Annotated in this window: 20 protein-coding genes; 17 read left to right on the top strand and 3 right to left on the bottom strand. The window is 62.4% G+C overall.

Translation table 11 applies throughout. The features are described 5' to 3' along the window. Positions 1–78 precede the first annotated feature (78 nt). From C5J26_RS23660 to C5J26_RS23645, 4 genes are all read left to right on the top strand, one after another. Entirely contained in the window at positions 79–795 is a 717-nt protein-coding gene (locus tag C5J26_RS23660) for a GntR family transcriptional regulator (RefSeq protein WP_046666050.1), read from the top strand. A gap of 36 nt (positions 796–831) precedes the next feature. Further along, positions 832–2,082, top strand: a complete 1,251-nt coding sequence (locus tag C5J26_RS23655) for an FAD-binding oxidoreductase (RefSeq protein ID WP_105404016.1) — start codon at positions 832–834, stop codon at positions 2,080–2,082. 103 nt (positions 2,083–2,185) lie between these two features. Beyond that, positions 2,186–3,328 (top strand): Xaa-Pro peptidase family protein, encoded by a 1,143-nt coding sequence (locus tag C5J26_RS23650; protein ID WP_105404015.1) that lies wholly within the window; start codon positions 2,186–2,188, stop codon positions 3,326–3,328. Positions 3,329–3,383: 55 nt separating this feature from the next. Further along, positions 3,384–4,295 (top strand): dihydrodipicolinate synthase family protein, encoded by a 912-nt coding sequence (locus C5J26_RS23645; protein WP_105404014.1) that lies wholly within the window; start codon positions 3,384–3,386, stop codon positions 4,293–4,295. Positions 4,296–4,368: 73 nt separating this feature from the next. On the opposite strand, the gene C5J26_RS23640 is transcribed toward C5J26_RS23645, so the two are convergent. After that, positions 4,369–5,727 carry an MFS transporter gene (locus tag C5J26_RS23640; protein ID WP_105404013.1) on the bottom strand — a complete coding sequence of 453 codons (1,359 nt, stop codon included), beginning with the start codon at positions 5,725–5,727 and terminating at the stop codon, positions 4,369–4,371. A gap of 330 nt (positions 5,728–6,057) precedes the next feature. On the opposite strand from C5J26_RS23640, the gene cyoA reads away from it, so the two are divergent. The 6 genes from cyoA (at position 6,058) to C5J26_RS23610 (ending at position 11,724) form a co-directional block, all read left to right on the top strand. Continuing rightward, a complete protein-coding gene (gene cyoA / locus C5J26_RS23635) occupies positions 6,058–7,287 on the top strand; it encodes a ubiquinol oxidase subunit II (RefSeq protein ID WP_105404012.1) in 1,230 nt (409 codons plus the stop codon). A 20-nt stretch (positions 7,288–7,307) separates the two neighbouring features. Further along, positions 7,308–9,311 carry a cytochrome o ubiquinol oxidase subunit I gene (gene cyoB, locus C5J26_RS23630; protein WP_046666044.1) on the top strand — a complete coding sequence of 668 codons (2,004 nt, stop codon included), beginning with the start codon at positions 7,308–7,310 and terminating at the stop codon, positions 9,309–9,311. A 4-nt stretch (positions 9,312–9,315) separates the two neighbouring features. After that, complete coding sequence (gene cyoC / locus C5J26_RS23625) at positions 9,316–9,948, top strand: cytochrome o ubiquinol oxidase subunit III (RefSeq protein ID WP_105404011.1); 633 nt, start codon at positions 9,316–9,318, stop codon at positions 9,946–9,948. Beyond that, positions 9,945–10,361, top strand: a complete 417-nt coding sequence (gene cyoD, locus C5J26_RS23620; RefSeq protein WP_105404010.1) for a cytochrome o ubiquinol oxidase subunit IV — start codon at positions 9,945–9,947, stop codon at positions 10,359–10,361. Before cyoC ends, cyoD begins: the two co-directional genes overlap by 4 nt. A gap of 33 nt (positions 10,362–10,394) precedes the next feature. After that, entirely contained in the window at positions 10,395–11,144 is a 750-nt protein-coding gene (locus C5J26_RS23615; RefSeq protein ID WP_105404009.1) for an SURF1 family protein, read from the top strand. Positions 11,145–11,268: 124 nt separating this feature from the next. Next, entirely contained in the window at positions 11,269–11,724 is a 456-nt protein-coding gene (locus tag C5J26_RS23610; protein WP_105404008.1) for a hypothetical protein, read from the top strand. 66 nt (positions 11,725–11,790) lie between these two features. Here C5J26_RS23610 and katG read toward each other — a convergent pair whose 3' ends face one another. Continuing rightward, complete coding sequence (gene katG, locus C5J26_RS23605; RefSeq protein WP_172746039.1) at positions 11,791–13,974, bottom strand: catalase/peroxidase HPI; 2,184 nt, start codon at positions 13,972–13,974, stop codon at positions 11,791–11,793. Between the two features lie 209 nt (positions 13,975–14,183). On the opposite strand from katG, the gene C5J26_RS23600 reads away from it, so the two are divergent. Then, positions 14,184–15,101 carry a hydrogen peroxide-inducible genes activator gene (locus C5J26_RS23600; RefSeq protein WP_105404007.1) on the top strand — a complete coding sequence of 306 codons (918 nt, stop codon included), beginning with the start codon at positions 14,184–14,186 and terminating at the stop codon, positions 15,099–15,101. A gap of 492 nt (positions 15,102–15,593) precedes the next feature. Here C5J26_RS23600 and C5J26_RS23595 read toward each other — a convergent pair whose 3' ends face one another. Continuing rightward, complete coding sequence (locus tag C5J26_RS23595; RefSeq protein WP_105404006.1) at positions 15,594–16,502, bottom strand: LysR family transcriptional regulator; 909 nt, start codon at positions 16,500–16,502, stop codon at positions 15,594–15,596. Positions 16,503–16,736: 234 nt separating this feature from the next. Between C5J26_RS23595 and C5J26_RS23590 the strand changes: the two genes are divergently transcribed. From C5J26_RS23590 to C5J26_RS23565, 6 genes are all read left to right on the top strand, one after another. After that, entirely contained in the window at positions 16,737–18,800 is a 2,064-nt protein-coding gene (locus C5J26_RS23590; protein WP_172746037.1) for a hydantoinase/oxoprolinase family protein, read from the top strand. Positions 18,801–18,804: 4 nt separating this feature from the next. Continuing rightward, positions 18,805–20,514 carry a hydantoinase B/oxoprolinase family protein gene (locus C5J26_RS23585; protein ID WP_105404004.1) on the top strand — a complete coding sequence of 570 codons (1,710 nt, stop codon included), beginning with the start codon at positions 18,805–18,807 and terminating at the stop codon, positions 20,512–20,514. 10 nt (positions 20,515–20,524) lie between these two features. Further along, complete coding sequence (locus C5J26_RS23580; RefSeq protein ID WP_172746035.1) at positions 20,525–21,637, top strand: Xaa-Pro peptidase family protein; 1,113 nt, start codon at positions 20,525–20,527, stop codon at positions 21,635–21,637. Continuing rightward, positions 21,634–22,689: an aminopeptidase P family N-terminal domain-containing protein gene (locus C5J26_RS23575; protein ID WP_105404002.1), complete on the top strand. Its 1,056-nt coding sequence runs from the start codon at positions 21,634–21,636 to the stop codon at positions 22,687–22,689. The genes C5J26_RS23580 and C5J26_RS23575 overlap by 4 nt, the downstream gene beginning before the upstream one ends. Continuing rightward, entirely contained in the window at positions 22,689–23,975 is a 1,287-nt protein-coding gene (locus C5J26_RS23570; protein WP_105404001.1) for an MmgE/PrpD family protein, read from the top strand. The genes C5J26_RS23575 and C5J26_RS23570 overlap by 1 nt, the downstream gene beginning before the upstream one ends. A 63-nt stretch (positions 23,976–24,038) precedes the next feature. Continuing rightward, positions 24,039–25,022: an ABC transporter substrate-binding protein gene (locus C5J26_RS23565; protein WP_105404000.1), complete on the top strand. Its 984-nt coding sequence runs from the start codon at positions 24,039–24,041 to the stop codon at positions 25,020–25,022. Positions 25,023–25,058 lie beyond the last annotated feature (36 nt).

Below are 25,058 nucleotides of genomic sequence, written 5' to 3'. Positions count from 1 at the left end.
TGTCGCGCGGGCTGTTTCCTGTCGACAATATGTGCAATTGTTCTGCGGCATTGGCTTGCAAGGCAGATACGGGGAACGATGGCGAAGAACGAACCTGCAGAAACCGATATCCCCCGCACCCGCGGCTCCGGGACTCAGAGCGTCTATACGATCCTGCGCCGGGAAATCCTCGCCATGACCCTGGCCCCCGGCAGTCCGCTGGACGAAGTCCGGCTGTCCGAACGTTTCGGCATGTCGCGCACGCCGATCCGCGAAGCGCTGCTGCGGCTTTCCGCCGATGGCCTCGTCACGACGCTGCCGAACCGCAATACGATCGTTGCGACGATCGATTTCGCCTCGCTGCCTCCCTATTTCGATGCGCTGACGCTGATGTACCGCGTCACCACCCGCGGTGCCGCCATGCGCGCGACGCCGCAGGCGATGGGCGAGATCCGCAAGCGGCAGGCGGAGTTCGCTGCAGCGGTTGCCGCCCACGACGCCTTCGCGATGATCGAGGCGAACCGGGAATTCCACGTGGCGATCGCCGAACTCGCCGGCAATTCCTATTACACCACCTTCTTCGCCCGGCTGCTCGACGAGGGGCGCCGCATCCTGCGCCTTTATTATCGTACCTTCGATGATCGGCTGCCGCGCCAGTATGTCGACGAACACGAGGAGATGATCGCCGCAATCGAAGCGCGCGACGTCGAGCGTTCCGACAGGCTCGCCATCAAGCATGCGGAACAGATCGTCCGGCAGATCCAGGATTATATCGCCCGCGATCTCGGCCAACCGATCGATCTTGCCGCATCCTGACCTCACCTTCCGCATTCGCTTCACAGGACAGAAAACATGAATTCCTCTTCGGTCGACGCCGTCGTCATCGGCTCGGGCATTATCGGCACGATGTCGGCGCAGTACCTGCTGGACGACGGACGTTCGGTGCTGATCATCGAGCGCGGCGAGGTTGCCCGGGGCGCAAGCAGCGGCAATGCCGGCATTCTCGCCTTTCCGGAAATCATCCCGATCGCCGCACCCGGCATGATGTGGAAAGCGCCGAAATGGCTGCTCGATCCGCTCGGCCCTCTCAGCCTGCCGCCGTCCTATGCGCTCAACATGGTGCCGTGGCTGTGGCGACTCTGGCGGGCCAGCGCCCGCCCGGCCTATGAGCGCACCGTCGGCGTCCATGCCAGGATGATGCCGATGGCGCGCAGCGAAATGCTGCAAACCGTCGAACGCGCCGGCCTTCGGGCGATGATCAGGCAGACCGGCACGCTCGACCTCTACGACAGCGAAGCAAGTCTCAATGCCGCGTCTGCCGACTGGCAGGCGAAACGCGACGCGGGTTTCGAATTCCAGAAGGTCGGCCGCAATGAGATCGACTCCCTGCAGCCGGGCCTTGCGCCGCAGTTCCGGCACGGCATCTTCACGCCCTCCGGCCTGCAGGTCTCCGATCCGCTGGAATTCACCCAGGCCCTCTTCAGCAATGCCATGTCCCGGGGCGCGTCGCTCAGGATCGGTGAGGCCGTCCGCATCGAGCCGATAAACGATGGCGCCAGGGTCATTCTGGCGGATGGGGCCGTCTTCGACGCGAAGACCGTCGTCCTGGCCGGCGGCGCCTGGTCGAAGAAGATCGTAACCGGCCTCGGCGACCATGCCCCACTGGAAACCGAGCGGGGTTACAACACGACGCTGCCGCAGGGCGCCTTCCCGCTGCATCGCCAGCTTTATTTCAACGACCATGGCTTCGTGGTGACGCCGCTTTCCTCCGGCATCCGCGTCGGCGGCGCTGTCGAGCTCGGCGGGCTGAAGCTGGCACCGAACTATAAACGCTCGGAGGCGATGCTGAAAAAGGCAAAAAGCTTCCTGCCTGAGCTGAGGACCGAGGGCGGCCGCCAGTGGATGGGTTTTCGTCCCTCCATGCCGGACTGCCTGCCGGTGATCAGTGCTTCGACCGCGACGCCGGCGATTATCTACGCCTTCGGCCACGGGCATCTCGGGCTCACGCAGTCAGCTGCGACCGGCCGGCTGGTCGCAGATATCGCCGCACGCCGAAAGCCTGCCCTCGATATCGAACCCTACAGCATCAGCCGATTTCGCTGACTTCGGCGACGCGGAACGCCGGTCGGCTACACGTGACGAATATCTCTGTCGACAAACTGACTACAGCAGGATATAACGTCAGCGAAATCGAAAGGAACCGGACATGGCCTGGTCGCATCCCGTCCCGAAGATCACCGACGACGAGCGCTGGCAGCGCCTTGTCCGGCTCCAGGCGTCGCTGGACGAAAAGGGGCTGGGCGGCATCCTGCTCGGCGCCAGCGAAAGCCTGCGTTATTTCACCGGCCTCGTCTGGCACCAGAGCGAACGCCTGCTCGGCGCGCTGGTGACACCCAAGTCGGTCACCTATATCGTGCCGGGGTTCGAGCGGAGCCGGGTTGAAAGCCTGCCGCATCTGCCGGGCGAGATCGTCGTCTGGCAGGAGGATGAGGCGAGCGCCGCACTGGTCGCCTCGCTTCTGCCTGCCAATGCGAAGCTTGCGCTCGACGACGCGCTGCCGCTGTTCGTCTACCACCAGCTCGCCACCGTTTTTGGCACCGAGCGACTCGTCGATGGCGGCCGACTGATCCGCGATCTCAGGCTCCGGAAGTCGAAAGCCGAGATCGACCTTATCCAGCATGCGATGAACCTGACGCTGGAAGTGCATCGCCGCGCGCATGCCTTCATAAACCCGGGCGTGCTTGCTTCGGACGTGGTGCGCCATGTCGACGAACAGCATCGCGCGCTCGGGGCAACAGGTGGTTCGAGCTTCTGCATCGTCTCCTTCGGGGTCGCGACCTCGCTTCCCCACGGCGCAGACGGCGACCAGTTCTATGCGCCCGGCGACGTGGTACTGGTCGATACCGGCTGCCGGCTCGACGGTTATCATTCGGATCTCACCCGCACTTATGTGATGGAAGAGCCGACTCCCGAATTCGCCAGGGCCTGGTCGATCGAGCGCGAAGCGGAACAGGCCGTTTTCGAAGCCGCCCGCCTCGGCGCCACCTGCGGCAGCCTCGACGATGCGGCCCGCGGGGTTCTCGCGAAGCACGGCCTCGGCCCCGACTATATTCTTCCAGGCCTGCCGCATCGCGCCGGCCACGGGCTTGGGCTCGAAATCCACGAGGAGCCCTATATCGTGCGCGGCAATGCGACCGTGCTCGAACCGGGCATGTGTTTCTCGAACGAACCGATGATCGTTTTCCCGGACCGTTTCGGGATCCGCCTCGAAGACCATATCCACATGACCGAAACCGGGCCGCAATGGTTTACGGAGCCGGCGAAAGGCCCGGCTGAGCCCTTCGCGTGACAGATATCGGCGCAATCGCGCATAGTATGACCAATCAACCAGAGGAGTGCATTTCATGACCACAGGCTGGAGCGGCGTTTTCCCCGCAGTAACGACACAATTCAACGAAGACTTCTCGATCGACCTCAAGGCCACCCAAGGCGTGCAGGACGCGCTCGTCAACGACGGCGTCAACGGCCTGATCGTCATGGGCACCTGCGGCGAGAACAACTCGCTCGACCCGGAAGAAAAGCGCACCATCCTTAAGGCCGCCGTCGAAGTGGTGAACGGCCGCGTGCCGGTCGTGACCGGCGTGTCCGAGTTCGACACCCGCCGCGCCGTCGCCTATGCCCGCGATGCCGAAAAGCTCGGCGCCGATGGCCTGATGCTGCTGCCGGCCATGGTCTACGTGCCGAAGCCGGAAGAGCTGGTCGCCCATTTCAAGACGGTCGCCGCGTCCACCTCGCTGCCGATCATGCTCTACAACAACCCCCCCGCCTATCGCGTCAACATCGGCGCCGACGTGCTGCGCCAGCTCGAGGACGTGCCGAACATCAAGGCCGTCAAGGAAAGCGCGCCGGATCCACGCCGCTTCACCGACCTGATCAATGCCTTCGGTGACCGCTTCGATATCTTCGCCGGCCTCGACGATGTGGCGCTCGAAGGCCTGATGCTCGGCGCCAAGGGCTGGGTCTCCGGCCTTACCAGCGCCTTCCCGCAGGAATCCGTCGCCCTGGTGGCCGCAGCCAATCGCGGCGACTGGGTCGAAGCCCGCGCCATCTATCGCTGGTTCATGCCTTTGCTGCATCTCGATGCCGAGCATGACCTCGTCCAGTCGATCAAGCTCGCCGAGCAGATCATGGGCCGCGGCTCCGAGCGCGTCCGCATGCCGCGCATGCCGCTGACGGGTGCGCGCCGTGCTGAAGTGACCGCGATGGTGCAAAAAGCCGCCGCGACGCGACCGACGCTTGCCAAGAAGGCCGCCTGAGGCTGGCTACCCTCTCATCTGATGCTTCGGATCACCTTCTCCCCGGCGGGGAGAAGGAAACTAGCGGAAGCCGTTACCGCTCCTGCCCGGGCTCGCCGCTCTGGTCCAGAACCCGGCTGAGGCTGAGCGCCGCAATCGTGCAGATCGCGCCGGAAATCAGATATCCGCCGATGAAGATGATGCCGAAACTGCTGGCAAGGCCGAGCGCCACCAGCGGTGCGAAACCGGCGCCAACCAGCCAGGCAAGGTCGGAGGTGAGCGCCGCGCCCGTATAGCGGTAATACTGCCCGAAGCGCGAGGAGACGGCACCGGAGGCCTGGCCGAACGAGAGACCGAGGATGCCGAAGCCGATGATGATGAAGGCGTCCTGCCCCTTGCCGCCAGCATCGAGCAGGAACGGTGCCGAGAACGAGAAGATCGCGATGATCACCGCGCCGATCATCAGCTGGTTGCGGCGGCCGATGCGGTCGGCGATCAGGCCCGAGAGAATGATGCCGACGATGCCGACGGCGGCGCCGAGCACCTGCACGAACAGGAATTCCGCCGCAGACTGCCCGCCATAGAGCGTTACCCAGCTCAACGGGAAGATCGTCACCAGATGGAACATGGCGAAACTGGCAAGCGGCACGAAGGCGCCGAGCACGACGTCATGGGCGTGCTTGCTCAGCATTTCGAAGATCGGCCGGGCCTGCAGCTCGTTGGCTTCGAGCGCCGAGCCGAATTCCTTGCTGGCGACGATGCGCAGGCGGGCGAACAGTGCCACGACATTGATCGCAAACGCCACGAAGAACGGATAACGCCACCCCCAGGCAATGAAATCCGCTTCCGAGAGGTTGGCGACGAAATAACCGAACAGGATGCTCGCCAGCGCAAAACCGATCGGTGCGCCGAGCTGCGGGATCATCGCATACCAGCCGCGCCGGTTGGGCGGCGCATTGAGGTTCAGGAGCGAGGCAAGCCCGTCCCAGGCGCCGCCGAGCGCAAACCCCTGCCCCATGCGGAACAGCGCCAGCAATGCCACCGCCCAATAACCGATCGTATCGTAACCCGGCAGGAAGGCGATCGAAGCCGTCGATCCGCCAAGCAGGAAGAGCGCGATCGTCAGCTTGGTGCCGCGTCCATAGTTGCGGTCGATCCACATGAAGACGAACGACCCGACGGGTCGCGCCATGAAGGCGAGCGGGAAGATCGCGAATGACATCAGCGTCGCGGCGACCGGGGTCGGCGCAAACGGGAAAATCAGCTTTGGAAAGACAAGGACGGAGCCCAGCCCGTAAACGAAGAAGTCGAAGAATTCCGACATGCGGCCGATAATCACACCAAGCGCGATGCTGCCCGGCGAGATCGGCCCGTCGTCATGAATGCGACGGGCGTCCCTTTCGAGGCCGGACGATGTCGGGCCTGTTGACGCGGGATTGACGACCGTGGTCATGAATTCCTCCTGGCGATAGTTCGCCTCGCCCCCGAAATGTTGATCAACATGCTGCCGAGATCAAGGAACAAGGCTAAAAAAACCTGACAATTGCGGCGAGCCGCACCGTCTTCTCATCACACCCTCTGGTCAGCCCGGTAGGTTGTCCTAGATTTCCGGTTGGCGGAGGCAAATGCCGAGTGTGCCGGTGGTGCCGCAAAACGGTGCCAAAGGCAATGCGGTCTTTTGCTGCACTGCGACAGATTGCTGCACTGCGACGAACCACCTCATTTCAGCCAGTACCGGAACAAGCCTATTCCGACCTAGACAAAACGCAAATTTGAGCCCGAGATGACCCCTCAGTTGAAAATCGTAGCACGGTTGTTCGCTCTCTTGGTCCTTGTAGGCCTTTCCGGATGCAATCTGGTCGTCATGTCGCCTTCCGGCGATATCGCCAAGCAGCAGGCCAACCTGATCATCGTCGCCACGGTACTGATGCTGATCATCATCGTGCCGGTGATCTTCCTCACGCTGTTTTTCGCCTGGCGCTATCGCGGCTCCAACACCAGTGCGCCCTACGATCCCGAATGGCACCATTCGACGGGGCTCGAAGTCATCATCTGGTCCGCACCGCTCGCCATCATCATCGCGCTCGGTGCCGTCACCTGGATCAGCACCCATAAGCTCGACCCCTACCGGCCGCTCGACCGGCTGGACGCGCAGCGTGCCGTCCCGGCGGAGACAAAGCCGATCACGGTCGAGGTCGTGGCGCTCGACTGGAAATGGCTGTTCTTCTATCCGGACTACGGCATCGCCAGCGTCAACGAGATGGCGGCCCCGGTGGACGTGCCGATCAACTTCAGGATCACCGCCTCGTCGGTGATGAATTCCTTCTATGTTCCGGCGCTGGCCGGAATGATCTATGCCATGCCTGGCATGGAGACCAAGCTGCATGCCGTCATCAACAAGCCCGGCGAATACGAAGGCCTCTCCTCGAACTACAGCGGCGACGGTTTTTCTCACATGCGCTTCAAGTTCCACGGCGTCGACCAGGCAGGCTTCGACCAGTGGGTGGCCCGCGTGAAGCAGAACGGCACGGCGCTCAACCGCGACGCCTATCTGAAGCTCGAGAAGCCGAGCGCCAGGGAGCCGGTGCGTTATTACGCATCCGTCGAGGACGGGCTCTATCGCGCCGTGCTCAATATGTGCGCGACGCCCGGCAAGATGTGCATGGACGAGATGATGCATATCGACATGGCAGGCGGCGGCGGAATCGAGAGCCACGAAAACCGTGCCAGGCTGGAGCATGACAACCGCCATGCGGGCGAAGCGGCGCACGGCACGGCGGCCCCTGCCGCCACTTTCCCCGCCACCGGCAATCCGGCCCGCAGCCCGGAACCGGCGGAAGGCGTCAACAGCCAGCAGCCCCAGGGACAATCCGGAGGGCCGTCGATGCACCAAGGCACCCACGCACCAGGCATGCACGACATGCAGGGCGGCGCTTCCGGAAGCACCACCGAAACTCCGCAGGGCGGCGCGGCACCGGCGCAGCTCAACAACGACGCCCCGGCAAAGCCCTGAACGAGATCCGGTAGAAACCCATGTTCGGCAACACCACGCTTACCCAATTCCTCTTCGGACGGCTTTCCCTGGAAGCCATTCCCTATCACGAACCGATCCTGATCGTGACCTTCATAGCGGTCGCAATCGGCGGCATCGCCATGCTGGCGCTGATCACCAAATACAAGCTCTGGGGCTATCTCTGGACCGAGTGGTTCACGAGCGTCGATCACAAGAAGATCGGCATCATGTATATCGTGCTCGCCATCATCATGCTGCTGCGCGGTTTTGCTGATGCGATCATGATGCGCATCCAGCAGGCGATCGCCTTCAACGGAAACGAGGGCTACCTCAACCCGCATCACTACGACCAGATCTTCACTGCCCATGGCGTGATCATGATCTTCTTCGTGGCAATGCCTTTCGTGACCGGTTTCATGAACTACGTGGTGCCGCTGCAGATCGGCGCGCGCGACGTCTCCTTCCCATTCCTCAACAACTTCTCCTTCTGGATGACCACGGCCGGCGCCGTGATCATCATGATGTCGCTCTTCGTCGGCGAATTCGCCCGCACCGGCTGGCTCGCCTATCCGCCGCTCTCGGGTGCCGACTACAGTCCGGGCGTCGGCGTCGATTATTACATCTGGGGCCTGCAGGTGGCCGGCATCGGCACGACGCTATCGGGCATCAACCTGATCGCCACGATCGTGAAGATGCGCGCGCCTGGCATGACCTTCATGAAGATGCCGATCTTCACCTGGACCTCGCTTTGCACCAACGTGCTGATTGTTGCAACTTTCCCAATCCTGACCGCCACGCTCGCGCTGCTGTCGCTCGACCGCTATGTCGGAACGAACTTCTTCACCAACGACCTCGGCGGCAATCCGATGATGTACATCAACCTCATCTGGATCTGGGGCCATCCGGAAGTCTACATCCTCGTGCTGCCGGCCTTCGGCATCTTTTCCGAAGTCGTCGCCACCTTCAGCGGCAAGCGGCTCTTCGGTTACGCCTCGATGGTCTACGCCACTTGCGTGATCATGATCCTCTCCTACATCGTGTGGCTCCACCACTTCTTCACGATGGGCGCGGGCGCGAGCGTGAACGCCTTCTTCGGCATCACCACGATGATCATCTCGATCCCCACCGGCGCGAAGATGTTCAACTGGCTCTTCACCATGTATCGCGGCCGCATCCGCTACGAACTGCCGATGTACTGGACGATCGGCTTCATGGTGACCTTCGTCATCGGCGGCATGACCGGCGTCATGCTGGCCATCCCGCCGGCCGACTTCGTGCTGCACAACTCGCTCTTCCTGATCGCCCACTTCCACAACGTCATCATCGGCGGCGTGCTGTTCGGGCTCATGGCGGGCGTCGTCTACTGGTGGCCGAAGGCCTTCGGCTACAAGCTCGACAAGTTCTGGGGCCTCATCAGCTTCTGGTGCTGGCAGATCGGCTTCTTCGTCGCCTTCATGCCGCTCTACGTGCTCGGCCTGATGGGTGTCACCCGTCGCGTCAATCAGTTCGAGGATCCTTCCCTGCAGATATGGTTCGTCATCGCCGCCATCGGCGCCGGGATCATTGCCTGCGGCATCGGAGCCTTCATCATCCAGCTCGTCGTCTCTTTCATGCGCCGCGACCAGCTGCGCGAGACCTCTGGCGATCCGTGGGACGGGCGCACGCTGGAATGGTCGACTTCCTCGCCGCCGCCGGACTACAACTTCGCCTTCACGCCCGTCGTGCATGATCATGACAGCTGGTACGACATGAAACTTCGCGGCTACGAACGCCCGCTCGGCGGTTTCAAGCCGATCCACATGCCGAAGAACACCGGCACCGGGATTATCCTGGCTGGCATCAGCATCGTCTTTGCCTTCGCGATGATCTGGTACATCTGGTGGCTGGCGGCAATCTCCTTCATCGCGATGGTCGCCACGGCGATCGGCCATACCTTCAACTATAACCGGGATTTCCACATTCCCGCCGAAACCGTGACCGCAACAGAGGACGCGCGCTCGAAGCTGCTCGCGGAACGGACCTGAGATCATGAGCCAGACGCAAGCGCAAACCCACGGCGCGGACAACGGTAAGCCGCAATTCTACCTCACGGAAGATCACCATCCGGAAGGCAGCACGATGCTGGGCTTCTGGCTCTACCTGATGAGCGATTGCCTGATCTTTGCGGTGCTTTTCGCCACCCATGGCGTACTCGGCCGCAATTATGCGGCCGGTCCCTCGCCCGCCGACCTGTTCGACCTGCCGCTCGTCGCGCTCAACACCGCTATGCTGCTGTTCTCGTCGATCACCTACGGCTTTGCCATGCTTCAGATGGAAAGGGGCGCAAAGATCGAGACCCTGTTCTGGCTCGGGGTGACCGGCGTGTTCGGCGCTGCCTTCCTCAGCCTCGAGCTTTACGAGTTCAACCACCTGATCCACGAGGGCGCAGGCCCCACCCGCTCGGCCTTCCTCTCCTCCTTCTTCACCCTGGTCGGCACCCACGGGCTGCACGTCACCTTCGGCATCATCTGGCTGATCACGCTGATGGTGCAGGTTGGCAGACACGGGCTGATCGAGGCAAACAAGCGCCGCCTGATGTGCCTTTCGATGTTCTGGCACTTCCTCGATGTCGTCTGGATCGGCGTCTTCTCCTTCGTTTATCTCATGGGAGTCCTCGGATGAGTTCGCACGGTCAAACCCCGCACGCTCCTTCTCACGAAAGCGCCTCCCAGGCCCATCATGGCCATAGCAACGGCCACCAGGCCGGCCACGGCACGCTGAGAAGCTACCTGATCGGCTTTAGCCTGTCGGTGATCCTGACGGCCATTCCGTTCTGGCTGGTGATGAGCGGTGCCATCGACAGCAAGCTGTTCACCGCCTTCCTCGTCATGGGGCTGGGTGTGATCCAGATCGTCGTGCACATGGTCTATTTCCTGCACATGAACCCGCGCTCCGAAGGCGGATGGACGATGATGGCGCTGCTCTTCACGCTTGTCCTGGTCGGCATCACGCTTGCCGGGTCGCTCTGGGTCATGCACCATCTCAACGCCAACATGATGCCGATGTCGCCGGAGATGATGAAGAACATGCCGTGACCCTTCGGGGGCAAGCTGGGAAGGGATAGACGCATGGCTCTCGATCATCCTTTGACCGGAGAAACGGCGGATGCGGAACCGGCTCGCTCCCGGCTCGTCTTCGCAGGTGCAATGTTCTTCCTGACGCTGATTTTGATCGGGCTCGGCACCTGGCAAGTGCAGCGGCTCTTCTGGAAACTCGATCTGATCGCTCGCGTCGACGCCCGGGTCACGGCAACCCCGGCGCCTGCCCCCTCATCGCCAGCCTGGCCTGCGATCAACGCGGAAAACGACGAATATCGGCGCGTCACGGCGACAGGCATTTTCCGCCATGACGCGGAAACGCTGGTCCAGGCGGTCACCGACCTCGGTCCCGGATACTGGATTCTGACACCCCTGGAACAGAAGGACGGGACCATCGTCCTCATCAATCGCGGCTTCGTGCCCGCCAACCGCCGCGATCCAGGTTCGCGGCCGGATGGGCAGCTCGCGGGTCCAGTGAAGATCACCGGCCTCATCCGCATCAGCGAGCCGGAGGGCGCCTTCCTGCGCTCCAACGATCCCGCCGGCGGCCGCTGGTACTCGCGCGACGTGGCCGCGATCGCGGCAACAAAAGGCCTCGAAAAGGTAGCGCCCTATTTCATCGATGCCGACGCGACGCCGATCCCGGGCGGCCTTCCCGTCGGAGGATTGACGGTGATCCGCTTCCGCAACAGCCATCTCGTCTATGCCGTGACCTGGTATCTGCTGGCAGTGATGAGCGCCGGCGGTGCCTACGCCATCCAGCGGAAACGGCCGGCCTGAACTCGGGCGTGGATTTCCACCGAATAGCAGGGCGGCAACCTGTTCATCGCGCGCCGAATTTCCCATAGTCCGGGAAACGGCATTTGCCCGCGCCGCAGGCGGCCAGTTTAGAGCGGATCATATTATGCGCCAGTTCTTCAACTCGAAATACAAGATCATCCTGGCGGCTGCGCTGTTCATCCTGACGTCGATCTTCATGTCGATTTCCGCGACCGGGCATGTCAGCGGCAATTACATCGCCATCGTCCTGGTCGCGTTCCTGTTCACGATCCTGTCGCTCTATTCGACAGCCCGATCGCCACATGCCGAATACCTGATCATCGGCAGCCTGCTTCTGTCCCTCTCGACATTGGTGGGGATCACAGAGGTGCTGACCAAGAAGATCTCCAACATGGAGTATGGAATTTATTTCTTCGCCTTCCTCGGCTGCGTCGGCCTGCTTTCGCTGGGCCTGATCGCACGATATCTCACCAGCGAGGGATGGGGCGTCAGCTCCGAAAAGACCCGCGAAGCGCTGTCGGTCTGCGCCACGATCCTCGGATTCGTGCTGGCGATCGCCTCGGCCTTCGTGCCGACCTGAAAAGCCCGGCGTTTAAAAAAAAGTGCCCGGACGTAGCTGAGCCACGTCCGGGCGAGCGTTCATCGATCAGACGAGATCGAAGCGGTCGGCGTTCATGACCTTGGTCCAGGCCGCCACGAAGTCCTTGACGAATTTCGCCTTGGCGTCGGACTGGGCATAGACTTCCGCGATCGCACGAAGCTGCGAATGCGAGCCGAAGATCAGGTCGACGCGGGTGCCGGTCCACTTGGGCGCCTTGGTCTTGCGGTCGTGACCTTCGTAAACGCCATCCTTGCCGGCAACGGGCGACCATTCGGTGCCCATGTCGAGCAGGTTGACGAAGAAATCGTTCGTCAACGTTTCCGGTTGGGACGTGAAGACGCCGTATTCAGGCTGGCCGGCCTTCAGCACGCGCAGGCCGCCGAGAAGAACGGTCATTTCCGGTGCCGTCAGCGTCAGCAGCTGAGCGCGGTCCAGCAAGGCCTCTTCAGCCTTCATGAACTGCGTCTTGCCGCTGTTGACATAGTTGCGGAAGGCATCGGCACGGGGTTCCAGCGCGGCAAAGGAAGCAGCGTCAGTCTGTGCCTCGGAGGCATCCATGCGGCCCGGCGTGAAGGGCACGGTGATGTCCTGGCCGCCGGCCTTGGCAGCCTTTTCGACGCCGGCTGCGCCGGCAAGCACGATCAGGTCAGCGAGCGAGATCTTCTTAGCCCCTGCCTGGGCAGCGTTGAAGTCCTTCTGGATGCCTTCGAGAACGCCCAAGACCTTGGCGAGTTGCGCCGGCTGGTTGGCTTCCCAATCCTTCTGCGGAGCAAGCCGGATCCGCGCGCCGTTGGCACCGCCGCGCTTGTCGGAGCCGCGGAAGGTCGAGGCGGAAGCCCAGGCGGTGGAAACCAGTTCCTGCACCGAGAGGCCGGACGCGAGAACCTTCGCCTTCAGCTCGGCGACGTCCTTGTCGTCGACGAGCGGGTGGTCGACGGCCGGGATCACATCCTGCCAGATCAGGTCTTCGGCCGGAACTTCCGGACCGAGATAACGAACCTTCGGTCCCATGTCGCGATGGGTCAGCTTGAACCAGGCGCGGGCAAAGGCATCGGCGAATTCGGCCGGGTTTTCCAGGAACCGGCGCGAGATCTTCTCGTAGGCCGGGTCGAAGCGCAGTGCCAGGTCGCTGGTCAGCATCGTCGGCAGCTGCTTCTTCGATGGATCGAAAGCATCCGGAATGGAAGCATCAGCGTTCTTCGCCACCCACTGCTTGGCGCCGGCGGGGCTGGTGGTCAGTTCCCATTCGAAGCCGAACAGGTTTTCGAAAAAGTAGTTGCTCCACTGGGTCGGAGTCTGGGTCCAGGTCACTTCCAGGCCGCTGCCGATGGCATCGCGACCGACACCGGTGTTGAACTTGCTCGACCAGCCGAGGCCCTGAGCTTCGAGTTCGCCGCCCTCCGGGTCAATACCGACAAACGACGGATCGCCGGCGCCGTGGGTCTTGCCGAACGTGTGGCCGCCGGCGATCAGTGCCACGGTCTCTTCGTCGTTCATCGCCATGCGGGCGAAGGTTTCACGGATGTCGCGGGCGGATGCCAGCGGATCCGGGGTACCGTTCGGGCCTTCCGGGTTGACGTAGATCAGACCCATCTGCACGGCGCCAAGCGGTTCTGCGAGCTGGCGTTCGCCGCTGTAGCGCTCATCCCCGAGCCAGGTTCCTTCCGGACCCCAGTAGAGCTCTTCCGGCTCCCAGACGTCGGCGCGGCCGCCGGCGAAGCCGAAGGTCTTGAAGCCCATCGATTCGAGCGCGACGTTGCCGGTGAGGATCATCAGATCCGCCCAGGAGATCTTGTTGCCGTATTTCTGCTTGATCGGCCAGAGCAGGCGGCGGGCCTTGTCGAGGTTGACGTTGTCCGGCCAGCTGTTGAGCGGCGCGAAACGCTGCTGCCCCTGGCCTGCACCGCCGCGGCCGTCGGTGATGCGGTAGGTGCCGGCGCTGTGCCAGGCCATGCGGATGAACAGGCCGCCGTAGTGACCGAAGTCGGCCGGCCACCACTCCTGGCTATCGGTCATCAAGGCATGAAGGTCTTTCTTCAGGCCCTCGAGATCGAGCGTCTTGAACTCTTCGGCATAATTGAACGCCTCGCCCATAGGGTCGGAGCGCACTGAGTGCCCATGAAGGATCTGGACGTTCAGCTGGTTTGGCCACCATTCGCGGTTCGATCTGCCGCGAGGCGTATGGGCGACCGGACATTTGCCGGCGTTTTCGCTAGATTTCGCATCCATGACTATCTCCTTGATTACTCTAATTATCTGCCGTGCAAAAGAGGGCAATTTTTCCCGAACCGCCTGGGTCCGGCCGCGCTATTTCCGACTGTCGTTCCGCCTGTTTAACCGGAGCAAGCCAAGCGCGCGCCCTCCCTCGTCTCCCTTCTTACCGGAAGCCTCTCATAAATTTAAGTTGGATTTACTGATCGCGGCGATAAGCTAGGGTTATGAAAAACCTCACGCTCAAACAGCTCCGCTATTTCGAAGCCCTGGCACGGGATGGCCGCTTCCGCCGCGCGGCTGATGCCTGCGCCATTTCCCAGCCAGCCTTGTCGATGCAGATCAAGGAACTCGAACAGGAAGTGGGCGGCGATCTCTTCGAGCGGAATGCGCGCGAGGTGAAACTGACCGCCTTCGGACAGACCTTCGCGCTGCGGGTTCGTGGCATCCTGCGGGCGGTGGATGAACTGGCGGACCTCGCCCGTGCGTCACGCGATCCGTTCCTGGCGCGCTTACGCATCGGTATCATCCCGACGATCGCGCCCTATCTCCTGCCGGCGATCATCAACGACCTGAACAGAACTTTCGACGGCATTGAAATACAGGTGCGCGAGACACAGACGGCAAAACTGGTCCAGGAACTGGCACAGGGCGAACTGGATCTGGCAATCGTCGCCCTGCCCGTGTCGGAGCCGTTCCTGACGGAGCTCAAATTGTTCGATGAGGAGTTCGTGCTGGTCCGGAGACCGGAGGACGAGGGCAAGCCGGTGCCCGAACGCGAGGCGTTACGCGAAATGCGCCTGCTTCTGCTGGAGGAAGGCCACTGTTTTCGCGATCAGGCCCTGTCGTTCTGCAAAATAGGCACGACGCGCCTGCGGGAGGTCATGGAGGGCAGTTCCCTGTCTACGCTCGTGCAGATGGTCAGCGCCGGTATCGGCATCACGCTGATCCCTGAAATGGCTGTGCCGGTGGAAACGCGCTCCGCGCAGGTTTCGATCTCCCGCTTCCAGACACCGCGGCCGTCACGCACCATCGGAATGATCTGGCGTAATTCGACGCCCCTGGTCACCCAGCTCCTGCAGATTTCCGAGGTGGTGCGCGGTTCGGCCGACACCATGCGCAGACAGCATGCCATGCGGCCTTGAGGTCCCAGCGAAACGGCTCGCGGAGGGAGCCGGCGGGCCGCGCGCATTTGTGTGGAAAGGCGTCAAGTATTTGATCTTGGTAGGTTCAAACCGGAATGGTGCCCAGAGGAGGTGACTGGAGAGTGGGCTTTCTCAATAGTTTATCGATCTGTGGGACAAATTTTCCTTCCCTGAAATCGCTATGCTTTTTGCGGTAACTGTCCCAATCCGCCTGCCGCCTCAGTCTTCGCCCTGAGAAGCATGGCCTCCTCCAAGAACGGCACAACAGGGCTATACTAGAATTGTGAAACCGATATAGCGCCACGGTCGCGCGATCTTTTGCAAGCGGCAGCCGCACCAACTTCTTGAACGACATGAACGCCCTGCGGGATCGCCGTTCCATGGAAGGCGAGCAAGCTTATGCGTCCGCTCTCCGCGAGGCGGAATCTTGGAGCGATTGCGTCAACGCGATGTCAATCTGGCAATCCGGCAGATCTCACAAAACCTGTCCGGTTAACCTGAGATCTGGTGCCTGGAGCGGAGGAAATCCATCAGGTCACTGGCAGGCTTTGACAAAGGGCGGCGGATTGAGGCTATCTGCCGTACATCGAAACCCAATTCATCTCCGGCGAAATCGATCTTGACCAGCTCGCCGCGCTGGAGATCAGCCGCCACGCTTCGTTCCAGCGAACAGGCAATGCCCACGCCAGCAGCAACGAACTCGCGCAGGAACTGGTACTCGGTCGCCTGGGCGGCGACCTTTACGTGGCTGATACCGGCATTTGCCAGAAGCTTCGAGACACCCCGTCCAAACAGCGAAGAGGGCGGCGGACCAACGAAGTCATAACGTGCCACGTCCTGCGGCTTGACGCGCTTGCGGTGGGCCAGGGGGTGGTTTGGCGAGGCAATGAGAACCAGCTTCTCCCGGCCGATCGTTTCAGCCCGGACACCTCTGAGGTCTTCATTGCCCAGAAAGCAGCCGACATCGGCCACGCCATCGCGAACCTCGGAAAAAACATCCTCCTGTTTGCCGATCCTCAGGACGAGTTGGATATCCGGCCGCGCTATCGCAAAATCCGTCAGATCTTTTCGCAGTACAAAATTGGCGAGGCTTCGCTGGCAAGATAGAACCACCTGCTGACCGGTCTCGCCTCGGATTTTCACGACATCTGCGCGCATGTCGTCGGCCTCGGCCAGGAACTCGCGCGCATGTTGCAGCACGCTTTGACCGATCTCGGTGAGCAGCGGCTTGCGACCCCGGCGCCGCACGAAAATCTGACCGCCGATTTCCTTCTCGATCGCCATGATATGGGCGCTGACCGATGGCTGGGCGATGCCGAAACGGTCGGCGGCGGCGGCGAAGCTTCCCTCCTCGACCACTGCAACCAGGACTTCCATGCGCCGGAGCGTGATATTGAACATGGTGATAACCTATAGCCTATAGACTATCAAACCTAAAGCCCCCAAACCCGTTGCTAGTTAGTGTTCGAATGGATCAAATGCTGTTCGAGGATGAGGAATGACATGAACAATCTCATTGGGAGCCTGACCCTTTAAGCGTCAGCCGGAGTGTTCCTGCCACCGCTGGCCGAGGTCTCGGCCCAATCCGCAAAGATTAAAGCATTCCGCATGGGTTCCATGCGGACAGGAGGACGCATGAATATTGTCGGAATTGATATTGGCGGCACGTTTACCGATCTCGTCGGTTATGTCGACGGCAAGATCGTGACGTCGAAGACGTCGACCGTGCCGGCCGATCCGACCCAGGGCATCGCCCGCAGCCTCGAGCTTGCGAACTGCGACCCCAACGAACTGAACGAGATTCTTCACGGCTCGACGATCGCCATCAACACAGTGCTGGAGCGCAAGGGCGCCCGCACCGCGCTGATCACCACGAGCGGTTTCCGCGACGTCTACGCGATCGGTCGTTCGAACCGCATCCAGGCCTTCAACCTGTTCTTCAAGCGTCCGCAGCCGCTGGTGCCGCGCAGTCTGACCTTCGAAATTCCGGAACGCATCCTTGCTTCCGGCGAAGTGCTGGAAGCGCTCGACGAAAAGACCGTCGCCGCGGTCATCGCCGAGATCGAAGCCGCGAGCGTCGAATCCGTTGCCATCTGCCTGCTGCATTCCTGGGCCAATCCGGCTCATGAGCGCCGCGTCGGTGAGATGCTGCGCAAGACGCTGCCGAATATCTTCGTGACGCTGTCGCACGAGATTCTGCGGGAATATCGCGAATACGAGCGTTCCTCGACGACTGCGCTCAACGCCTTTGTCGGCCCCCGCGTCGAAGGTTACCTGAAGCGCCTCGAAACCTATCTCCGCTCTGGCGCCTTCGGCGGCAAGATCCATATCATGCGATCGAACGGCGGCGTCATGTCGATCGGCCAGGCGCAGGAACAGCCGGTTTCGATGATGGAATCCGGGCCGGTTGCCGGCATGATCGGGGCAGGCCGTCTCGCCAAGCTGCTCGGCCTCAAGCGTTGCATCGGTTTCGACATGGGCGGCACGACCGCCAAGTCGAGCCTGATCACCGATGGAGCGCCGGCTATCGAAACCGGTTACGTGATCGGCGAAGAGGCTGACGGCCAGCCGATGCAGTTGCCAGTCGTCAACATCGTCGAAGTCGGCGCCGGCGGCGGTTCGATCGCCTGGGTCGACAATGCGGGCGGCCTGCATGTGGGTCCCCAGAGCGTCGGTGCCGATCCGGGCCCTGCCTGCTATGGCAAGGGGGTGGACTTGCCCGTCGTCACTGACGCCGACCTGATCCTTGGCCGCATCAATCCGCAACGGTTCCTGAACGGCGGCATGCCGCTCGACAAGGCGGCCTCCGAACAGGCGATGCTGAGCAAGGTCGGCAACACGCTGAAGCTCAACCCGGTCGAGGCAGCGCTTGGCGTAGCGAAGATCGCCGATAGCTCGATGTCGCTGTCGGTGCGTGCCGTCTCGATCAACAAGGGTATCGACCCGCGCGACACGGCAATGATCGCCTTCGGCGGCGCCGGTCCGCTGCATGCGATCGCCATTGCCCGCGAAATCTACATTCCGCTGGTGATCATCCCGAAGCTTCCAGGCACGTTCTCGGCGCTCGGTATGCTGATGGCGTCCTGGCGCCAGGATTTCGTGCAGACTTTCATCGGCCGCGTCGGTGAACTGTCGGATACCGGCGTCGAGAAGGTCTATGCCGAACTCGTTGCCGGCGGCCGCGAGCAGATGAAGCGTGACGGCATCGCCGAAAACGAGGCGGATCACCGCTTCTTCGCCGATCTGCGTTATGTCGGCCAGGAACATGCGATCTCGATCCCGATCGAGAATACCGGCATGCTCTCCGGCGACACCAGCGAGGTCCGCCGCCGCTTCGATGCCGAGCACGACCGCCGCTACAGCCAGTCGGCGCCGACCGAAGCGCTCGAAATCGTCAGCCTGCGCCTGGTCCTGACCGCCGCCCGCACCGACAATGTCGCCGAGGAATGGCTGTCCCGCCCGTGGGAGCCGGAAGCGGAATCCGAGGTCGGCAGCCGCGACGTGGTGTTCGACGATCCGGCAAGGCCGCTGAAGACGGCGATCTACTGGCGACCGGCGCTACCGGCCGGCTTCAGGCTCATCGGCCCTGCCGTCATCGAAGAACCGAATTCCACCATCCTGATCCATCCCGGCGACGAAGTGGTCGTCCATGAGGCAGGCCATCTCCTGGTGACGCTCGCCAAGCAGAGCGAGGAATAAGAACATGACCCCGATCAAGAACGATCCGATCACCGTTGAAGTCGTCCGCAATGCCATCGTCGCCTATGCCGACGAGATGGCCGAGGCGCTCTGCAAATCCGCCTATAACATGATGATCTACGAAGTCCGCGACTATTGCTGCGGCCTGATCGACACGACCGGCCGGATGATCTCGCAGAACCGCGGCGGCCTGCCGATCTTCCTCGCCGACCTCGGCATCGCCGTCGAGGACGGCATCAAGAAATACGGGCTGAAGGGTTTCGAAGAGGGCGACGTCCTCGTTATGAACCACGGTCATATTTGCGGCCAGCATCTGAACAACGTCGTCGTCTACGCGCCCTGCTTCCATGACGGCGAGCTGATCGGCTTTGCGGCCAATCGCGCCCACTGGGTGGATATCGGCGGCGGCCGACAGGGTTTCGGCTCCAACGCGACGACCGACATCTACTCCGAAGGCCTGCAGATGCGGTCCCTGAAGATCTACAAGGCGGGCGAACTCAACGACACGCTCTACCAGATCATCCAGGACAACATCCGCTATCCGGATGCCAGCCTCGGCGACCTTCGAGCCCAAGTGGCGTCCTGCCAGATCGGCGCCAAGCGTTATGCCGAACTGGTCGCCCGTTATGGCCGCGGTGTGGTGGAAAGCTGCGTCGAGACCATCTGGGACCAGACAGACAAGGCGGCCCGCCAGGTGATCGAACGTATTCCGGACGGCACCTATTCCGCCGAAAGCTTCCTCGACAATGACGGGCGCGATCTCGCGACGCCGCTCAGGATCGCCGTCAAGGTGATCGTGTCCGGCTCGACCATCACCGTCGATTTCCATGGCATGCACCCGCAGGTGAACGGCCCCCTGAATTCCGGCCGCTCGGGGGGCATCGCTGCTGCCCGTGTCGCCTTCAAGGCGCTCACTTCGCCGGAACTCGACGTCAACGAAGGCTGCTTCCGCGCTCTCAACGTCGACCTGCCGGATGGTACGATCCTGTCAGCCCGCCCGCCGGCCGCACTCGGCCAGTGGAGCATCGCACTGCCGACCGTCATCGACACGATCCTCAAGGCGCTGGCGCCGGCCGTGCCGGAACTGATCCCGGCCGCCCACAAGGGCGACATGGGTGGTTGTTCCTTCTTCGGATTCTACGACGACGGCTCGCGCTTCCTGCTGATGAATATCTTTGGCGGCGGCTGGGGTGGTCGTCCGCATGAGGACGGCGAATCCGCTGCCGTCTCGGTCTGCCAGGGCGACGTGCGCAACACGCCGGTCGAGCTGCAGGAGATCAAGTATCCGTTCATCGTTGAACGGCATGCGCTGCGTCCGGACTCCGGCGGCGCAGGCGAACATCGCGGCGGCCTCGGCATCGAGCTCACCTATCGCTGCCTGCGCGCCTGCCGCGGCAATATCAATTTCGACCGCACCGTCACCCCACCCTGGGGTCTGCATGGCGGCCATACCGGCGAGGTCAGCGTGGCGATCGTCGATCGCGCCGACGGCACGCAGCTGCGGGTCAACAAGGCGACTGACGTTCACTTCACGCCGGGCGACCGGATCACCTTCCTCACCGCTGGCGGCGGCGGTTATGGCGACCCCAAAAAGCGCTCACGCACCGACCTGGACGAGGATATCGCCAACGGGCTGGTCTCGAAGGAAGCGGCTGTCCGTGATTACGGTTATGTCGAACCCCAGATGCCGCGGCGCCTCGCAGTGAACGGCTGAGGAGATGGCGATGATCGGCGAAATCCGCAAGAAACGGTTGATCGAGGCGATGCTGGAGGCGGGGCTCGACGGCCTCGTGCTCTACGGCAATGCCTGGCAGAACGACTACCTGCGTTATGCCGCCGACTTCGGCATTCTCGAAGGCGAGGGCCTGGCGGTCGTCACCCGCGATGGCAATGTGACCCTCTATCTCGATGACGAACTGGAGGGCGAACGCGCTGCGGTCGAATGCCCCGAGGTGAAGACCGTTGTTGCGGAAGACCTGATCGGCACGGTGTCCGGCGTCATCGCCCGCCTCGGCAACAGCCGCATCGCGGCCGGCCCAAAGCGTCACTTGCCCTACGGGCTTGCCGCCCAGCGCGGCGACCTGCGCTTCGAAGACGCGACGGCTCTGGTCGATCGCCTGCTGATGGTGAAATCTGCTGATGAGCTGAATGCCGTGCGCAGCGCTGCACGGCTGGCAGATGAAGGCTACGCCGTGTTCCGCAATGCCGCCGCCGTCGGCAAGAAGGACTACGAACTGATTGCCGAGATCGAGTCCTTCTTTCGCAACGAAGGCGTCGACGACAATTTCATGATCATCGGCGTCGGCGGCCCGGAAGTGCGCGGCATGGCGCCGCCGCTCGGCAAGATCCTGAAGCCCGGCGATCTGGTGACGACCGAGCTCACCCCTTGCGTCAACGGCTATTACGTCCAGATCTGCCGCACACTCGTCATCGGCGAGCCGAATGAAGCTCAGCGCAAGGTTTTCGGCATCTACAACGACGCCTTGGAAGCCGGCCTCGCGGTGGTGAAGCCCGGCGTGACGGCCGCCGATATCGCCCGTGCCGAGAACGACATTTTTCGTGCGCACGGCCTCGGTGAGTATGTGACCAGCGAATATACCCGCGTGCGCGGCCATGGCCTTGGCCTTTTCCCGGATACCAAGCCGCATATTCTCGAAGATGTGAACACGGTGATCGAGGAAGGCATGTCGCTGATCGTGCATCCGAACACCTATAATCCGGAGATCGGTTATTTCGTGCATGGCGACTCGCTGATCGTCCGCGCCGATGGGCCGGAAATCCTGACGAAGACGCCGCGCGAGCTCTTCTCGGTCGGCGCCCGGAGGATAGCGGCATGAGACACGGTCTGATCCTGTGGCGCGAGGATGAACTCTCCCTCGCAGACGTAAAGGCCCGCCAGATCCGCCTGCAGCAAGCGATCGCGGCCGCCGGGCTGGATGGCGTCCTGATCTATACCAACCATGTGCGCTCGGCCGGCGTCACCTGGGTTTCCGGCTTCACGCCCTACTGGTCGGATGGCCTTGTGCTGGTCCTGCGCGACGGCCTTCCGATCTTCCTGACCGCCCTGTCGAAGCGTGTCGGGGAATGGGTCAAGTCCGTGGCCCCGACCTTCGAGGTCGCTCATTCGCCGTTCCCGGGCAAGCTCGCCGGCGAGCGGCTCGCCAAGGTCGGCGCCAGGCGTCTCGGCGTGGTCGAACTCGACCGCATGCCCGGTGGCGTGGTGGACGAGATCTTGTCCGTCCTACCGGTCGAACTTACCGATGCGACGGAGCTTTTTACCGCGGTTCGCGGCCAGGCGGACCGCGCCGAGCTCGATCTCGTGCGCCACACCGACAAGATTGCCCGCGAGGCGTTCAAGGCGGGCGATATCAACGGCAAATATGTGGGCGATTTCACTGGTCCCGTCGAGCGGGCGGTCCGGCTTGCTAGCGCCGAGGAATGCTACGTCGCGGTGGCGCCGGATCTTTCCAAGGACCGCCGTTTCATCCGCACCGGCAAGCAAGAGCTTGGCCGCACCTTCGCGGTGCGCCTGTCGATCGCCTATAACGGCGTCTGGGTTCGCCGGATCGAAACCTTCTCAGCCGTTTCCGAAATCGCCGCGCGCCTCTCCTGCGTGAGCGCGGACCTGGACAGGGCTTCTCCCGCCCTTGCCGCCGACGGCTCGATTTCGGCTTTCTATCTGCCGGATGGCGCCAAGCTGATCGGTTGGCATCTCGAAGCGCCCCACGGCACCCGGCCGCTGAAGGTCGTGGCCGATGCGCAAACGCTGCTTGCCGCGCCGGTCCCCTACGGCATCCTGACGACGGCCTTCACCCTCGATGGCGAGACGATCGTCGCGTCGCGTCCGGTGGGGCTTGGTGGCGGTTCAATGCGGGAGGCGGCTGAGTAATGAACGCACGCGATCTCGTTTCCATTCTCAAGATGATCGATGGCGGAGAACGGAAACTCCGCGATCTCGTCAACCTCTATACCGTCGACGCGCTGGCATGTCTGGCGGCCGGTGCCGGTGCGACCGAAGGTTCTTCACTCCTCGCCTTCTATCGCGAGACCGGCGCGGGCAACGCTATTTCCTCTGCTGCCGGCGCGTCGGCGGTTATTCGTTTTACCGAATGGGACGCGATCCACGTGCCTTCCTGCGCGACGCCCGGTGCGATGGCCGTGCCGGCGGCACTGATTTTTGCGCAGGACTATGAGGCCTATGTCAGGGCGGTCGCCGCTGGTCATGCCATCGGTTTGGCGCTGTCGGAAGCTGTCGGCGGCGTTTCGGCCCTGCCGGAAACCTGGCCGGGTCTGTTTGCGGCGCCTGCCGTGGCGGCGGTCAGCGCGGCGATCGCGCTTGGCCTTTCCGATGAGAAGATTGCCCAGGCGCTGGTGCTGTCCATGGCCGGCAGTTCGGGACGCAACGGTCGCCCTTCCGGCATGCCGTCGGCCCGCTGGCTGGTGATCGGCGAAGCCACACTGAAGGGCATTCGTGCAGCGCTTGCCGCGAAGGCCGGCATCAAGGGCGATCTCGAACTGTTGTCTCCAAGCTGGATGAAAGGACAAGCGGCGGCGGCGGTTGCCCTGGAGCCTAGCCATGTCGATCCGCTGGCGCTCGCACGGGTGGGCATGAAGCCCTTCGTCTCCGCCCGCCAGGGCGTCAATGCGATCCAGGCTTTCCGTCATCTGCTGGAGAAGGGTGTCGACCCCAATACCGTCGACAGTATCGAAGTTTTTCTGCCACCGGTCGCAGCCCCCGTCGTCAGCCGGCCGCTTGTTGCCGAAGATCGTTTATCGACCATCGCCCATCTCGGCCTTCAGCTCGGCATCGCCGCCTTCGAACCGGCTCGGCTGATGGATGCCGACCGCGCTCGTCCCTTCAGTGCGGATGTCATGGCCTTTGCCAAGAGAGTAACGATCACGGCCGATGACACGCTCGCCGGCGAAGGTTGGCCAGCGCGGGTTGTCGTATCGGCAAAGGGACAGACACGCGAGGCCGTTTGGCCGCAGACTTCCGGTGAGGACGCGCAGGTCATGCTCGACCGCAAGATCGGAAGCCTTCCCGCTACGGCAGCGCAGCGATTGCAGCGGCTGCAAGCCGCGCTTGCCGATGCCGGCACGGCTGCGGTTCAGGAGGCCAGCAGCCTGCTGCTGACGTTTACGGCTGCCTCTTTCGGGAGGAGCGAGGCGGCCTGAAGGGGCACTGGAATTCATGAAAGCAGATGCCGCAGGGAGTGCCGGCATCACAAGGAGGAGAGAATGTTGAAATTTCTGAAAACCATGGCGACAGCGGCGGCTTTTGCCGCGCTGTCCTGGCAGGCGGCGAGTGCGCAGTCGATCGAGAAGAAGGACATCACGATCGGCCTGCCGCTCAATACCTCGACCCTGTTGCCGATCTATGTTGCCGATGCACAGGGCTTCTTCAAGGAGGAAGGTATCAACGTGAAGATCGTCGCCTTCAAGGGCGGCACGGATCTGGTGCGCGGCATGGTCGCCGGCGCCGTGGATATCGGCGTTGGCGCGTTCTCGGAAGCGCTTGTCGGGGTCGAAACCGGCCAGGGCGTGAAGATCTTCTACGGCGGCTTCAACATGGCCGTCTTCGACTGGTATTCGGTACCGTCGATCAAGACGCTCGAAGAAGCCAAGGGCAAGCGTTTCGGTGTCTCGACCTTCGGTTCGTCGACCGACTTCCTGACGCGTTATGCGCTGAAGACCAAGGGCATCGATCCGAAGAGCGAAGTGCAGATCGTCCAGGGCGGCGGCTCCGTGCCGCGTCTCGCAGCGATGGAAGCCGGCCAGCTCGAAGTCAACATCTTCGCGACGCCGGAAAAGTTCATGGCGGCCGATCGTGGCTTCAACCTGATCCTGCAACAGAAGTCGATTGCGCCAGATTTCCCGTTCCACTGCTTCTATGCGCGTGAGGATTTCATCAAGAACGATCCGAATGCCATCAAGGCCGTGCTGCGCGGCTTTGCCAAGGCTGTCCGGTGGTCCAAGGCCCACAAGGAAGAATCGGTCAAGCTTCTGGCCGCCAAGCTCGGCCTCGAGGAGACCTATCTCAACCGCGGTTATGACGACTTCATCGACGAAATCTTCGAAGACGGCCGTCTGGCGAGCGATGCGGGCATGAAGGCCTTCTGGGACGTCGGCATCATGAACGGCACCTATAAGCAGCCCATGCCGGTCGACAAGTATTGGATCGGCACGTTCCACGATACCTACAACGAGTGGAAGCCGAAGTGAGCCTTCCATCTGCATGACAATATAACGAGAGCGGGC

It is taken from the genome of Neorhizobium sp. T7_12 (assembly GCF_002968535.1).
In the GTDB taxonomy this organism is placed as follows: domain Bacteria; phylum Pseudomonadota; class Alphaproteobacteria; order Rhizobiales; family Rhizobiaceae; genus Neorhizobium; species Neorhizobium tomejilense.
The sequence above is the reverse complement of the archived record's forward strand: the minus strand, read 5'-3'. Positions and strand labels throughout refer to the sequence as shown.

Coding starts and splice junctions, on each gene's coding strand:
- C5J26_RS23660 (WP_046666050.1), top strand. CDS start 79: ATGGCGAAGAACGAACCTGCAGAAACCGATATCCCCCGCACCCGCGGC.
- C5J26_RS23655 (WP_105404016.1), top strand. CDS start 832: ATGAATTCCTCTTCGGTCGACGCCGTCGTCATCGGCTCGGGCATTATC.
- C5J26_RS23650 (WP_105404015.1), top strand. CDS start 2,186: ATGGCCTGGTCGCATCCCGTCCCGAAGATCACCGACGACGAGCGCTGG.
- C5J26_RS23645 (WP_105404014.1), top strand. CDS start 3,384: ATGACCACAGGCTGGAGCGGCGTTTTCCCCGCAGTAACGACACAATTC.
- C5J26_RS23640 (WP_105404013.1), bottom strand. CDS start 5,727: ATGACCACGGTCGTCAATCCCGCGTCAACAGGCCCGACATCGTCCGGC.
- cyoA (WP_105404012.1), top strand. CDS start 6,058: ATGACCCCTCAGTTGAAAATCGTAGCACGGTTGTTCGCTCTCTTGGTC.
- cyoB (WP_046666044.1), top strand. CDS start 7,308: ATGTTCGGCAACACCACGCTTACCCAATTCCTCTTCGGACGGCTTTCC.
- cyoC (WP_105404011.1), top strand. CDS start 9,316: ATGAGCCAGACGCAAGCGCAAACCCACGGCGCGGACAACGGTAAGCCG.
- cyoD (WP_105404010.1), top strand. CDS start 9,945: ATGAGTTCGCACGGTCAAACCCCGCACGCTCCTTCTCACGAAAGCGCC.
- C5J26_RS23615 (WP_105404009.1), top strand. CDS start 10,395: ATGGCTCTCGATCATCCTTTGACCGGAGAAACGGCGGATGCGGAACCG.
- C5J26_RS23610 (WP_105404008.1), top strand. CDS start 11,269: ATGCGCCAGTTCTTCAACTCGAAATACAAGATCATCCTGGCGGCTGCG.
- katG (WP_172746039.1), bottom strand. CDS start 13,974: ATGGATGCGAAATCTAGCGAAAACGCCGGCAAATGTCCGGTCGCCCAT.
- C5J26_RS23600 (WP_105404007.1), top strand. CDS start 14,184: ATGAAAAACCTCACGCTCAAACAGCTCCGCTATTTCGAAGCCCTGGCA.
- C5J26_RS23595 (WP_105404006.1), bottom strand. CDS start 16,502: ATGTTCAATATCACGCTCCGGCGCATGGAAGTCCTGGTTGCAGTGGTC.
- C5J26_RS23590 (WP_172746037.1), top strand. CDS start 16,737: ATGAATATTGTCGGAATTGATATTGGCGGCACGTTTACCGATCTCGTC.
- C5J26_RS23585 (WP_105404004.1), top strand. CDS start 18,805: ATGACCCCGATCAAGAACGATCCGATCACCGTTGAAGTCGTCCGCAAT.
- C5J26_RS23580 (WP_172746035.1), top strand. CDS start 20,525: ATGATCGGCGAAATCCGCAAGAAACGGTTGATCGAGGCGATGCTGGAG.
- C5J26_RS23575 (WP_105404002.1), top strand. CDS start 21,634: ATGAGACACGGTCTGATCCTGTGGCGCGAGGATGAACTCTCCCTCGCA.
- C5J26_RS23570 (WP_105404001.1), top strand. CDS start 22,689: ATGAACGCACGCGATCTCGTTTCCATTCTCAAGATGATCGATGGCGGA.
- C5J26_RS23565 (WP_105404000.1), top strand. CDS start 24,039: ATGTTGAAATTTCTGAAAACCATGGCGACAGCGGCGGCTTTTGCCGCG.